Raw genomic sequence first — 12408 nt, 5'->3', positions numbered from 1 at the left:
CCGCAAACAGCCTCGCGCTACACAAAGCACACCTCGTTCCAGTAGGCTTCACGCGTCCTGCGCCGCTCAGTATGTTTTATCATGGCGAAACCACCTTGTTTCAACGTTGCCGAGCTCAATTCCGTAGAGACTGGCGACCGGTAATATTGCCTCCATGATGCGTTGGGTATCCTGCTGCCCGGCTTCACCGTCAGATAAAGAAGCCAGCCAGCCCGTTATGCGTTGCCACAGCGCCACTTTCATTTTCTCCTCCGTCAGGAAGCATTTTTGCCTGGGTCTATTTCAACCACAGTTGACGGCGAGCGGGAAATATCAATTCCGGATTAGTAATGCTGTGGGATGCATATTGGGGCCTTTCCCGGATTGCGACGCAAACGTCTTATCCGGGCTACTTTTCCTCGGTTTGGTAGCCCGGACAGGCGCGTCAAGCGCCGCCTCCGGGAGAGTTTCATACAGCAGCGGGGATATCTCTGAAACAACGTGTTATGCAGCGATGCCCTGGCCCCCGCTGAAATCGGCGAACCGGAGGACCGAAGACAAGGGCTGGCCGCCAGGGATGGCGGCCAGAGGCGAATCGAGACAGCGATGTCGAGTTGAGCCGACCGCGGGCTGAGGACCGGGAGGTGAGCGCAGTGCGCAGCACCGATTTCTTTGCGGGACCGCGGGGATTGTAAAGGGGGAGATGGTTCTCCCCCCCTTTACCCGTTCACGTACCTCGATGAAACATTTTCTGCGACTTGAGGGTGAACGGAACCCCTCTACACCCTCCCGGAGGCGGTGCTACGCACCTGTCCGGGCTACTTTTCCCCAGCGTAGTAGCCCATCCGGTTAAACAATATCCACAACTTTGTTAAGTTCTTTTTCGTTATAGATAAGAACTTTTTCTTCTTTGCCGCCGACGGGCGATTTGTGGGAGCGTGATAAACACAAAACAAAACAGGGATTCAGGGGAATAACAATGCGCATTGCAAAAACAAAAATCGCGCTGGCGCTGGGCATGCTGGTGCTCGCCGCGCAGGCTCAGGCCGATCAATTAGCCGATATCAAAGCCGCCGGCGTGGTCAAAGTCGCCACCTTCGACGCCAACCCGCCGTTCGGTTCGGTAGATCCGAAAACGCATAAAATCGTCGGTTACGACGTGGACTTCGCCGAAGCGCTGGCCAAATCTCTCGGCGTTAAGCTGGAGCTGGTCGCCACTAACCCGGCCAACCGCATTCCGCTGCTGCAGTCCGGCAAGGCCGACCTGATCGTCGCCGATATCACCATCACTCCGGAACGTGCACAGGTCATTGATTTCTCAACACCTTACTTTGTGACCGGCCAGCAGTTCCTCGTTCCGGCAAAATCACCGGATAAGCTCGATGATTACAGCAAAGCGCGCATCGGCGCGGTAAAAGGCACCACCGGCGAACAGGCGCTGCATCAGCGTTTCCCGCAATCGCGCGTGCTCTCTTATGATGATATCCCGCTGGCGCTGACCGCCCTGCGCAACGGCAACGTGCAGGCCATCACTCAGGACAGCACCATCCTGGCCGGACTGCTGGCGGAAGCGCCGGACAAAGCTAACTTCAAAATCATCCCCGACCTGCTGAGCAAAGAAGAGATTGGCGTCGGCGTGAAGAAAGGCGAACCGGCCCTGCTGAAAGCGGTCAATGACGAGCTGGTCAAGCTGGAGAAATCCGGTGAGGCGGCCAAAATTTACGACGTCTGGTTTGGCCCGAGCACCAAAACCCCGCAGCCGCGCGCCTTTACTATCGAAGCGAAATAAGCAGAGAAAGATGATGTTATCGGCTCTATTTTCACGCTCCGCGGCATCGTCCGCGGATTTTTCGCATCTGCAGCGCGCCAGCATTGAGTTTCGCGATGTTGCCAAAAGCTACGGCGACCATCGGGTGCTGAACGGCGTTAACTTACAGGTTGAACCCGGCGAAGTGGTGGCGATCCTCGGCCCTTCGGGATCGGGCAAATCAACCCTGATCCGCCTGATCAACCAGCTTGAATCACTCAGCGGCGGCGAAATACTGATCGACGGCAAACCGACAGCGCAGCTCACCGGCAGCGCTCTGCGCCAGCTGCGCAGCCGGGTCGGCTTTGTTTTTCAGCAGTTTAATCTCTATGCCCACCTGACGGCGCAGGAGAATATCACCCTCGCGCTGGAACGCGTCCACGGCTGGGGCAAAAGCGCCGCCCGCGAACGCTCGCTGGCGCTGCTCAACCAGGTCGGCCTTGCGGATAAAGCCCGGCAGATGCCGGCCCAGCTCTCGGGGGGCCAGCAGCAGAGGGTGGCTATCGCCCGCGCCCTCGCCTCCTCACCGCAGATTATTCTGTTCGATGAACCCACGTCGGCGCTCGATCCGGAGATGATCGGCGAAGTACTGCAGGTCATGAAAAACCTCGCCCATAGCGGGATCACCATGGTGGTGGTGACGCATGAGATGCAGTTCGCCCGCGAGATTGCTGACCGGGTGGTGTTTATCGACGGCGGCGATATTCTCGAAGTCGCGCCGCCGGCCGAGTTTTTTGCCCGGCCGCAGCACGCCCGCACCCGCCGTTTCCTGCAAAAGGTGCTCGATCCGCTGCACCAGGAGAGTGAGGCGTGATCCCGCATCTCGACTGGCATGGCGTGCTGAGCGGGCAGCCGCTGCAATGGATCATCTCCGGTTTTCTCACCACCGTCTGGGTCAGCATCGCCGGGATGGTTCTGGCGACCGTGCTGGCCATCCTGCTGCTGGCACTGCGTCTCGGGGGCGGCAGGCCCGGTCGTTGGCTGGTGGCGGCCTGGGTTTCACTGTTCCGCAATACGCCGCTGCTGGTCCAGCTGCTGTTCTGGTATTTTGCCGCCTGGAATCTGCTGCCGCTGGGGGCGCGGGATTTTATTAATGACGATCGCAGTTGGTCGATTCTCCCGGGCAACGTCTGGTGGCTGACGCCGGAGTTTCTCTGCTCAATGTGGGGACTCGGGGTCTTTACCTCGGCGTTTCTGATTGAAGAGATCGCCTCCGGGCTGCGCGCCGTTAGCCACGGTCAGCGGGAAGCGGCGCTGTCGCAGGGGTTTACGCCCTGGCAGGAGCTGCGCCACATTCTGCTGCCGCAGGGGCTGGCTAACGCCTGGCAGCCGATTATCGGCCAGTATCTCAACCTGATGAAGCTCTCTTCGCTGGCGAGCGGTATCGGCTTTGCCGAACTGACCTATCAGGTGCGGCAAATCGAGAGCTACAACGCGCATGCGCTGGAGGCGTTTGCCGTCGGCACCGCGCTGTATCTGGCGCTTGGGGTGCTGATGGGCGTGGCGCTGACGCGTCTCGGTCCGGGAAGAGCTCAGCAAAGGAGAGCCGGTTATGAACGCTAATCTGGCGGTCATCGTTGATAACCTCGATTATCTGCTGTGGGGGCGGCTGGCGGACGGTATCCCCGGCGGCGTGGTGCTGACGCTGCTGATGGCTATCGGCGCCGCCGCGCTGGCGCTGCCGGGCGGCGTTCTGCTGGCAGCTATCGCCTGGCGCTACGAAGGGATCGTGCGGCGGCTGCTATTTCTGTGGGCGGAAATTATTCGCGGCATCCCGCTGATCTTCGTGATTTTCTGGCTGTGGTATCTGCTTCCTATGCTCACCGGCAGCGATCTCCCGGGCGCGGTCACCGTCACGGTGGCGCTGGCGTGGTTTACCGCCGCCTCGGTGATGCATTCAGTGCTGGCGGGCCTGCAATCGCTACCCCGTGGGCAATACGAAGCAGCGCTGACCCAGGGTTTCGCTCCCGGGCAAACGCTGCGCCTGATCCTGCTACCGCAGGCCCTGCGTAACGTTCAGCCGTCGCTGGTTGGGATATTTATCGGCCTGCTCAAAGACACCTCGCTGGCCTTTATCGTCAACGTGCCGGAGCTGACTACCGTCGCCGGGCAGGTCAATAACCGGGTGCAGATCTACCCGCTGGCGATTTTTGTTTTTACCGGCGCGGTTTACTATCTGCTGTGCTGCGGACTGAGTCTGCTGGCGAATCGCCGATATGGGAGAGCGACCGGGTAGCCATCGGCCGTGGCGCGGTGAAGGATTATCGCGCCACGCTGCGTTTCCTGAGCAACGCGTCTCTTCTGCGCCGGAGCAAGGCTGCTTGATACTATTTCAGGTAATACATTGATTTATATAATATATATTATTTACGACTCATAACATTTACGCTCGCCCGGCGAAGGGATAAACGGCCGCCGAGCTTAAATCTCAGATGGCTAATTTATTTATTTTAAAATCCAGCTTCACCTCCGCGTTACGCTGATGGGTATAAACCGTTTTGACGCTGCAGTTCTCAATTTTGGCAATAGATTTCGGCTGTATCCCCTGCGCAAGATGACCAATGATTTGCATCTCTTTACGGGTCATTTTTCCTTTTTTTATATCACTGCGGCGAAAACGACCGTTTATGGCTCGGGTCAGCTCATGGCGAATAGCGTATAAGGATTCCGTATAAACCACGCCTCTGGCCTGGCTATTGAAATACCAGTAATTGGCCAGCGCCTCCAGCCTGGTTGCGGCAATTAATATCACCTGTTTTTTCTCGGCGATTTTCAGCCATTGGTGTTCATGGCTGATAAAGTGGCTCATAAATTTAGGGCTAATATTAATAAACATAAACCCGTCGCGTAGTTCATCCAGAGATGGGTAGATCAAATCGCGGATATCAAAAATAATCGTGGATAATCCATCAACAAAATAGCGATCTTCTCTCGGCCAGATACATGACCGTAAATCAGTGAGATAGTCCATATATCACGCGCTCCTCATCCATGATTTGCCGCTTTCCTTAACGGGAAGAGTACAAAGGAAGGCGACTCCTCTGCGCAAAAAACGCCACTAAACATATATAAGATGAATAATTCAGATTTTATATAAAACAAAATAAAACATACGCATGGCATATAATTTGTATTTAAATGCGCAATCACAATATGAAACAGCCACTTTATGTTTCAGAAGTTATGTGTTTAATTACCACGAGTCAATATGAAGGATGGATGAAATGGCACTTCACAACTAAGAAATTAGAACCCCTAAAATAAAATGATAAAAAAAATTAGAGTACCTTAATTAACTTAAAAACAAGAAATCACAAAAAAACCATTAATTACAATGAGATAGAAAAAACATGACGCTTGAAAATAATTCTCAATTCATCTAATCCAGGAATTTACCCACCAGCCATTAGGAACTTTCTTAGGGAAAAACACATTAATAGAAAAAATTCATAGCCGGAACGATAAAGACAATTAGCATGAATTATTTAATGATGGAATATCATATATATTCGGGATACGAAAACATCATTTCATCACGTATCAAAGCGGACATAATGTTGATATTTTTTCGGCGCAAAATAACATCAAAAAAACATAAAAAATCAAAAATAGATCATTCTCAATGATGAATGTTATCCGGATGGCGAGCGCTGCCCGGCTACTTCACCGGACAGTCTTTTGTCATTTTAATAAATTTGTCGTTATAGATAATGTAGTGGTTCCCCGGCTGGCGCAGCGAAGCCTTGCGGACAACGTCCCCGGGCCGCAAATACCATGCATCCCCTTCCTCTTCCGTCGTATCGCATCCGGGCTTGATCAGCAGCTTAAACCAGGTATTGCCGGTGTTGCTGACGGTCCCCGCCGCGCGATCGTAAGCCCATTTGAACTGTACCTCGCGCGGGCGAACGACGAGGATAGTGTCCATGACCACCACCGGATCCATACTCACTTCCGTACCGCTTTGATTACGCATTACGTAATTACGGGTCGGAATTTCCCGGAACGATACCCGATAATAGCGCTCGCGGTTATCTTTCGGGCCGTGATAGTAAAACTTAAAATATTCGCTCTCCCCCGCCTGTAGAGTGAGCTGACGCGGGGCAAACAGCAGCTCGCCGTCCGCCGGACGGGAACGCACCTCTTTGCCGCCGGGGCGGTCGATAGCGACGATAGAGACCCGATACAGCCGGGCGCTTTTATTGTTGTTGATAACCCGCTTAGCAGCGAAATTGTCTTCCGCTGCCAGCGAGAAGGTTAAATTCCCCACCGAAATAGCCTGCGCTGCTGTCACCAGTCCCAGCGACAGCAGGCAGATCAGCATCCGCAGCAAATTAGTTAATGTTACGCCACGTCGCCTGGACATGAATTTCTCCTGAAGCACTCACTTCACCAAACCAGCCGTTATCATCCACCGTTCGCAGCGATATCGCATTATCCATCGGGATGGAAAACTTCACCGTCGTTTTGTCCATCTGCCCGACATCGCCGGAAATATCCGTCCATGGCGTGGTTAACCACAGGGCATCGGTCATATCGCGCCAGGTATCATCGCATCCGGCATCGTAAGTTTTGGTTGACCCGGTCTGCGTCGTAAACGCCAGCGTCGCCGGGAACGGCACCTTCGCCGTGCCGTCGGATGAACTAAAAATACAGTATGAACGCCCGCCAATAACCTGTGCCGGGCCGGTGACTTTAATCAGCACTTCATCGGCGGCGGTCTTACCGCTGGTCGTCACAATATAGCCGAAATCCAGCGACGGCTCGCCGCTGCCCACGTAGCCCTCGCGGGTCGGCGCCGAGGTGTACTCATCGGAAATAATGCTGATGCTGAAATCACGCGGCTTAATTATCAGGGTGTTAGAGGTTGAAAACTCGTACCAGCCAGACTCGGGCGAGGTGGTGTTATAGAAACGGAAATTAAACAAATCTTTGGTATTCACGTCGCTGATGCCCAGCGTCACCATCTGCTTAAAAAAGTTGCTTGAGAAGAAGACATACACTGAATCTGATGATTTCATCTCATTAAACGTATAGTACTGAGAGATGCCGCTCACCGGCTTCCATGAGTTGCCGTCGAGGCTGAACTGCATATCGTAGCTGCCCACCGCGGAGGCCAGCGCCGAGTTACTGATAGCCGGGAAAATATGAATTGAGGTATTGCTGAGGCCGTTGGTTTGCAAATTGTAGTTCACCATTTTGCAGCTCAGACCGGAACGGGTACCAATAGTCTGGGTGCGACAGTCGGCATTGCCTTCGCCCAGCGTCGGAACCCCGTCGCTGTTGATAAACACTTCCGCCAGCGCATGGGTGTTAATCAGCTTCAGGTTTGCCGCTTTAGTATGGGTGACGTTACGCACGTACCAATACCCTGAGGCCTGATCTTTGCAGCGTGCGCCGCTGCTGGCATCGTAGCTCACCGACGTCATGCAGGAGTTGATGGTCATTGAGAAGCTGCTGCCCACCGACATCTGCTGCAGATACTGGTAGAAAGCATCGGACATCATGCCGTGCATCCACTTTTGTCCGCCGGTGGTTACCGTCGCGCCATAGAAGCCGTTGGCATCGGTAGTTTGCGGCAAGATCAGGCTGGTGGCCATATCGCAGCCCGCATACCAGTTGATACAGCGCAGGCCGAGTAAAGGGTGCGAAGCCGGTGAGTTATCCAGCCACATATCGAAGAACCAGTTGGCGTACAGGCCGGTGTTATAGCCGTTGTCGATATAGCCCAGGCTCTGCTGATAAATGGTGCCCGAGCCGTTATATTTCAGCCCGGTCCAGCGGTTAGCCCCGGTCATACGCGGGTCCAGCGCGCCGCCCGGGGTGACAAAGAAGTTATCATCCGAGTTGTTTTCCACGAAAACAAACTGCATGGCCGCCGCATCCGGCCAGGTGGTTTTGGTGACCGCGGCGTTGACCCGCGTCACGCACAGCGCCGCCGTTAACATCACTAAACATGCCAGCCACTTAGCTTTCATTACCTTCTCCTGTCGGCTGCACGCGGGCATAGGTGGAGAGGCCGCTACAGACCACATCGCCCACCCATACCGCGCCGCGCGCCTGGCTTAGCTCCAGCGCCACTTCGCAGCTCTGGTTTTTACCGTAACTGAAATCGATGGTGGGATACTTTTTATCCACGTCCATCACAAACTCACCGTTCTCATCGGTGCGGGTACGACCGATATGGTTATTAATCCGCGCATTGGCCAGCAGCGTGCCGTCTTCCGCGCGAATGCGCCCGGAGACCGTGACCATCTGCTTCACTTCCGGCTCAATCACCGCCACGTTCCCCGGATAAAGGGTCAGCTGGCTCTTGCGCCCGGTCACGATATCGTAGCTGTCGAGCGAATTTTTACTGTTCTGCAACTCCACTTCATAGCGGCTGTAGGGCGACAGCGGCAGGTAGTTGCGGTTGCCGGAGAGCTGAACAATGCGACCGTTAACTTTGGCGCTCAGCTTGCCGTCATTTTCCAGTCCGGTGTTGAAAATCACCCCGGCATTGCCGTCGGTGCGGCCGCTGGCGGCGATATTTTTCCCCTGCCAGCCCACGCTGCCGTTGGCGGTCAGGTTGGTGTTCACGTAGCCATCCACGCCGCTGTTCACGTTCAGCGTACCGGTGGAGTAGCGGGTATCAAACTGAGCATATGCGCCGCCGCTGAGGGTTTTATCATCGCCTGTGTCGCCGGAAATCGCCCGCGAAACGTTGGCGCCGATGGTACGGATGGTGCTGCCTTCATCAAACTGTTTACGCGCCGACAGGTTGGCCATGGTGTAGCCGTTCTGATGGGTCATCCCGGCGCTGAACCAGTTGCCGAGCGGCAGCGAGAAATCGAGCGCAATATACTTCCCGGTGCTGGCGCTGCTATCGCCGTTATTAAAGCGCTGTATCCCTGCGCGCAGGCCCAGCGATCCCCAGGATCCGGTATAAAGCGTCTGGTAGTAATCCGCCGTGTAGTAGTGGCTGTTATAGCGGCGGTCATCGTTATAGCTGATGCTGAACGTCCCCAGTTTTGACCAGAGTGAATTGAGATTCAGCGTACCGCCGATAGCCCGGTTGTCGGCATTACTGCGCCGAATCCGGTCGCCAATCTGCGTTTTTTCCTGGTTGACCCACACCGAGCTGAAGCCGCCGGGCAGCGTGGCGCTGATGCTGCCGATGCTGCTCCACGAGCTGTCGCTGGCCAGCATATTCTGCAGGTTCACGTTAATGGACTCAGTGATCGGCAGGGTCAGGCGCGTCTCAGCGACGGCGTTGTTATCGTAACCGTAGCCGGTCGCCGCCCAGCTTAAGGTGCTGAGCGAACCGGAGGCCGAGGCGCCCGCCAGCCAGCTGTCTTTAGCCGGAAGCGTCTTTTTACCGCTCTCAGACCAGCGGTCCATATGGAAGCTGCCGCCCCAGAACTGCCAGGCCAGCGGCGCGCCGGCGCCGCGTCCGCGGCTGAACAATTTATTGACCCGCTGGGTACGCTTGCTGACCACCCGGCCGTTCACAATGACTTCAACCTCGACATCGTAAATGCCATACGGCAGGCCGCGCGTGTCCACTTCGTGGTTACCCATGGCAAAGTTCTGCACGCTCATCAGGCGCCCGTCGCGGGTGAGATGCACTTCCCCGGCGGCGGGTAAAAAGGCGACCACCGGCGTCGCCGACTGGGAGTTGTCGAACACCGTTGAACTGGCCTGGTTGCCCCATGAGGCGCCGTAAATCTTCCCTGCCGAAACGGCGGTCATCGGGCCGAGGGACTGTAAATTCCAGGTATCCAGCATCCCGCCCGCAAAACGATGGCCGGCAAAATCGCGTTCATACATCGCTTTATAGACTTCGCTGTCCTGATTGCCGGAGCCTATACCGTACAGCGAGCCGTCGAGCACCACGTGATGCTCGCGCAGCGCGGTGACGTTGTTCAGCGACAGATAGCTGGAGGTGTTGTTGCCGCCGTTGCGCATCTGGTTGTTATATACGCCGAGGTTATAGTTCATCGTGCTGCTGAGGGTATTGACGCTGGACTGACCGATATCTTCGCTGCGCGAACGCAGCACGGTACCCAGCGCCTCCTTTCTCACCACCAGCTGCAGCAGCAGCTGGCGCAGGCTGAGCTGTAGCTGCGCATCATCTGTCAGACTAATTTTGAGTTCTTTAGTGAATGCTTCATTGGCCAGCGCGGTCAGCTGCTTGCGGGTCTGTTCACTGACGGTGGCATTGTTATCGTTCTCTTCCAGCTGTATTTGCCGGACGCGCAGTACGCCGTTATCCAGCCAGATAAAAGCGTTGCCGATGCGCTGATCGTCCTGGGTACCGTTGCTGCCTTCGAGGTGAATAAACAGAGGAATGCTCATTCCGTCCTGCAGCGCCTGGCTGAAGGCCTGAGGGATAATGACGCCGCCGATTTGCTGTACTTTGTCAGCCGCGGCGGAAACGCTGAGCGGAACAAGCAAGATGGCCATGCCAGAGGCAAGGAGCACTTTAAGTCCTGGGGCAATCCCTGGTATAAGCATAGTTTTGGTCCGTCAGCACAGTTGTCTATTTCACGGGAACAAACTGCTCGCCCTGCCAGAGCGCGACCCGTCCTTTTTTGTCAGCCACATTGACGCGCGTAAAGCGGCGCTCTTTTCCGGGCATCAGGAAGTAGTTTTCTTTGCAATCCTTACCATCCGCCGGTTTCAGGCACGGGCCATAGGCCAGAATGCGCAGGGTGGCGTTGCCGGTATTGGTCAACGTGCCGTTGGCGTACTGATAGCGGTAATTCACTTTTCTCGGGGCCACCACCAGGATGGTGCCGATGCGTGCCGAAGCCGTGGCTACCGCGCTGCGGGTCGAGCCGTTGCGCTGGGCATCGCTGAGCGCCTGATCGAACCAGACGATGCGGTAATAGCGCTCTTTATCGTCCGCCGGGCCTTTATAGAAAAAGCGGATCACGTCGCTGGCCTTCGCGGGCAGCAGCAGGCTGGCAGGGGTCAGTAAAATCTCGTCCTGCTTATCCATCGGGATCACCTTACCGCCATCCAGCGGCGAAGAGAGACGTTCCATATGGATGTTGATTAAGCGACCGCTGTCGGTCGTATTTTTGATCTCTTTGCTCAGCGTGCTGCTGTCGCTGTTCATAAACGAAGAGATATCGCCCACATCCAGCGCCAGGGCAGGCGTCATTGTGCTGAGCAACAGGCCGATGGCCAGAATGTGTTTTTTCATATCATTTCATTCCGTGAAAGAAAGCAGGGGGAGAACCCCCTGCCTGGTGCTACGAGAGGATCAGCTGGTCCAGGTGGCGTCGAACTGTACGCTGACGTCACCGCTCCAGATACCTTCCGGCAGCGTGCTGTAGTCAGTAACGGCAGTTGTGCCGTTGGTGGTGCCGCTGATGATGGAGAACGTGAAGCCGTCCTGAGCGGTGGTGCGACCAGCGGTGTTATAGCCGTTAGACAGCGCGCTGAGGTTGCCGCCCAGGGTGCCCGCAGCGGTGTCGATCATGACGGTGTCAGCCGTTTTTTCGACCGCAGCGCCGTTGTAGTCAACGCCCACGCTCAGGGTGGAACCAGAGGTATCCAGCTGAGTCAGGGTATTGGTGATCAGACGAGAGGTCAGCTTGAATGCGGTCGCGGTGGTGTCACCTTCAATAGCCACATCAAACAGGCCTTTCTGTGAGTTAAAGCCTTTAACCCCTTCAGCATACTGGAAAGCCAGGCTGCCCAGCGGAGTCACAACCAGCTTGCTGGTTGTGTCTTTTTTGGCGGTTGCGGACCAGGTAGCGACTGCCTGAGCAGTAACGTCAGCTGCCTGAGCGACACCCATACCGGCAAACGCGGTTACCAGAGCAATTGCAAGAACCTTTTTTTTCATAGCTTTTTCATCCTGAGTTTATTAAGGGACCTGATGTCCCACGTCTGTGTGCATTCCCGCCATAGTTCAGGCCGCATCATTATTATCTGCGACGCAAATTATTTTGGGTGTTACGACCTGGTGCACAATTTTTAAATACAACGTTTATTACTAATTACAGCGCTAACTTATATATTTTTGAATACAATTTGGCCTCAGCATTTCGCCGATGGGTATAGACTGTTTTCACACTACAATTCTCAATTTTGGCGATAGATTTCGGATGCATTCCCTGCGCCGTCATACGAATTATCTGCATTTCCCGGTTAGTAATTTTATCTTTCTTTATATCTTTACGTAGAAAACGGCCATTGATAACGTAAGCCAGCTCCTGACGAATATCCTTAGCTAAGTCTACGTAGACCACGCCTCGAATGGAGCCATTGTAATACCAGTAATTGGCCAGCGCCTCCGAGCGCCTTGCAGCAATAAGTACAATCTGCTTTCCTTTCATTTCAGCCAACCACTCATTATCGCGGCGGATAAAATAATTCAGCGAACTGGCGCTAAGGTTAATAAATACAAATTCCCGGCGTACCTTTTCTAGTGAAAGATAGATTAAGTCATCGATATCCAGAATAAGCTCAGCGAGACCTTTTAAAAAAAAGCTATCATGCGCCGGCCAGATGCACTGATCTAAAGAATATTTATAATCCATATAGTGTTAAACCCCATAGTCCTGGAAATCTTGAACGTATCACAACACTGCTGATAGCCCAGGCCTGCAAAGTCTAATTCAGCAAATTCC

At 54.7% G+C, this 12408-nt stretch carries 12 protein-coding genes; 4 read left to right on the top strand and 8 right to left on the bottom strand.

Annotated elements, in window-relative coordinates:
• Positions 1 to 66: 66 nt before the first annotated feature.
• A complete protein-coding gene (locus tag K2184_RS19700) occupies positions 67 to 243 on the bottom strand; it encodes a hypothetical protein (RefSeq protein ID WP_004099329.1) in 177 nt (58 codons plus the stop codon).
• A 715-nt stretch (positions 244 to 958) separates the two neighbouring features.
• Here K2184_RS19700 and K2184_RS19695 point away from each other — a divergent pair.
• From K2184_RS19695 to K2184_RS19680, 4 genes are read left to right on the top strand one after another with little or no spacing between them, the layout of a single operon-like run.
• Positions 959 to 1768 carry an ABC transporter substrate-binding protein gene (locus tag K2184_RS19695; RefSeq protein WP_004099328.1) on the top strand — a complete coding sequence of 270 codons (810 nt, stop codon included), beginning with the start codon at positions 959 to 961 and terminating at the stop codon, positions 1766 to 1768.
• Positions 1769 to 1781: 13 nt separating this feature from the next.
• Positions 1782 to 2600, top strand: coding sequence for an amino acid ABC transporter ATP-binding protein (locus K2184_RS19690; protein ID WP_004099327.1), 819 nt, complete (start codon positions 1782 to 1784; stop codon positions 2598 to 2600).
• On the top strand, positions 2597 to 3349 hold the full coding sequence (locus K2184_RS19685; protein ID WP_004099326.1) for an amino acid ABC transporter permease: 753 nt from the start codon (positions 2597 to 2599) through the stop codon (positions 3347 to 3349). Before K2184_RS19690 ends, K2184_RS19685 begins: the two co-directional genes overlap by 4 nt.
• Entirely contained in the window at positions 3339 to 4022 is a 684-nt protein-coding gene (locus K2184_RS19680) for an amino acid ABC transporter permease (protein WP_004099324.1), read from the top strand. Before K2184_RS19685 ends, K2184_RS19680 begins: the two co-directional genes overlap by 11 nt.
• Before the next feature lie 192 nt (positions 4023 to 4214).
• On the opposite strand, the gene ecpR (K2184_RS19675) is transcribed toward K2184_RS19680, so the two are convergent.
• From ecpR (K2184_RS19675) to ecpR (K2184_RS19645), 7 genes are all read right to left on the bottom strand, one after another.
• Entirely contained in the window at positions 4215 to 4757 is a 543-nt protein-coding gene (ecpR, locus tag K2184_RS19675; protein ID WP_004099323.1) for an ECP biosynthesis operon DNA-binding transcriptional regulator EcpR, read from the bottom strand.
• 687 nt (positions 4758 to 5444) lie between these two features.
• A complete protein-coding gene (locus K2184_RS19670) occupies positions 5445 to 6149 on the bottom strand; it encodes a fimbria/pilus periplasmic chaperone (protein ID WP_196552870.1) in 705 nt (234 codons plus the stop codon).
• On the bottom strand, positions 6118 to 7731 hold the full coding sequence (gene ecpD / locus K2184_RS19665) for a fimbrial adhesin EcpD (protein ID WP_224226431.1): 1614 nt from the start codon (positions 7729 to 7731) through the stop codon (positions 6118 to 6120). The genes K2184_RS19670 and ecpD overlap by 32 nt, the downstream gene beginning before the upstream one ends.
• Before the next feature lie 19 nt (positions 7732 to 7750).
• A complete protein-coding gene (locus K2184_RS19660) occupies positions 7751 to 10279 on the bottom strand; it encodes a fimbrial biogenesis outer membrane usher protein (protein ID WP_004099320.1) in 2529 nt (842 codons plus the stop codon).
• 25 nt (positions 10280 to 10304) lie between these two features.
• The gene (locus tag K2184_RS19655; RefSeq protein WP_004099319.1) at positions 10305 to 10973 is read right to left on the bottom strand and encodes a hypothetical protein; all 669 of its coding nucleotides are present in this window, start codon (positions 10971 to 10973) and stop codon (positions 10305 to 10307) included.
• 60 nt (positions 10974 to 11033) lie between these two features.
• Positions 11034 to 11621, bottom strand: coding sequence for a common pilus major fimbrillin subunit EcpA (gene ecpA / locus K2184_RS19650; protein ID WP_004099318.1), 588 nt, complete (start codon positions 11619 to 11621; stop codon positions 11034 to 11036).
• 154 nt (positions 11622 to 11775) lie between these two features.
• Positions 11776 to 12318, bottom strand: a complete 543-nt coding sequence (ecpR, locus tag K2184_RS19645; protein WP_004099317.1) for an ECP biosynthesis operon DNA-binding transcriptional regulator EcpR — start codon at positions 12316 to 12318, stop codon at positions 11776 to 11778.
• Positions 12319 to 12408 lie beyond the last annotated feature (90 nt).

Origin of the sequence: Klebsiella sp. K5-306 (assembly GCF_051835185.1) — a bacterium.
GTDB classification, from domain to species: domain Bacteria; phylum Pseudomonadota; class Gammaproteobacteria; order Enterobacterales; family Enterobacteriaceae; genus Klebsiella; species Klebsiella oxytoca.
This window is presented reverse-complemented; position numbering and strand designations above follow the sequence as displayed.

Coding starts and splice junctions, on each gene's coding strand:
- K2184_RS19700 (WP_004099329.1), bottom strand. CDS start 243: ATGAAAGTGGCGCTGTGGCAACGCATAACGGGCTGGCTGGCTTCTTTA.
- K2184_RS19695 (WP_004099328.1), top strand. CDS start 959: ATGCGCATTGCAAAAACAAAAATCGCGCTGGCGCTGGGCATGCTGGTG.
- K2184_RS19690 (WP_004099327.1), top strand. CDS start 1,782: ATGTTATCGGCTCTATTTTCACGCTCCGCGGCATCGTCCGCGGATTTT.
- K2184_RS19680 (WP_004099324.1), top strand. CDS start 3,339: ATGAACGCTAATCTGGCGGTCATCGTTGATAACCTCGATTATCTGCTG.
- ecpR (WP_004099323.1), bottom strand. CDS start 4,757: ATGGACTATCTCACTGATTTACGGTCATGTATCTGGCCGAGAGAAGAT.
- K2184_RS19670 (WP_196552870.1), bottom strand. CDS start 6,149: ATGTCCAGGCGACGTGGCGTAACATTAACTAATTTGCTGCGGATGCTG.
- ecpD (WP_224226431.1), bottom strand. CDS start 7,731: ATGTTAACGGCGGCGCTGTGCGTGACGCGGGTCAACGCCGCGGTCACC.
- K2184_RS19660 (WP_004099320.1), bottom strand. CDS start 10,279: ATGCTTATACCAGGGATTGCCCCAGGACTTAAAGTGCTCCTTGCCTCT.
- K2184_RS19655 (WP_004099319.1), bottom strand. CDS start 10,973: ATGAAAAAACACATTCTGGCCATCGGCCTGTTGCTCAGCACAATGACG.
- ecpA (WP_004099318.1), bottom strand. CDS start 11,621: ATGAAAAAAAAGGTTCTTGCAATTGCTCTGGTAACCGCGTTTGCCGGT.
- ecpR (WP_004099317.1), bottom strand. CDS start 12,318: ATGGATTATAAATATTCTTTAGATCAGTGCATCTGGCCGGCGCATGAT.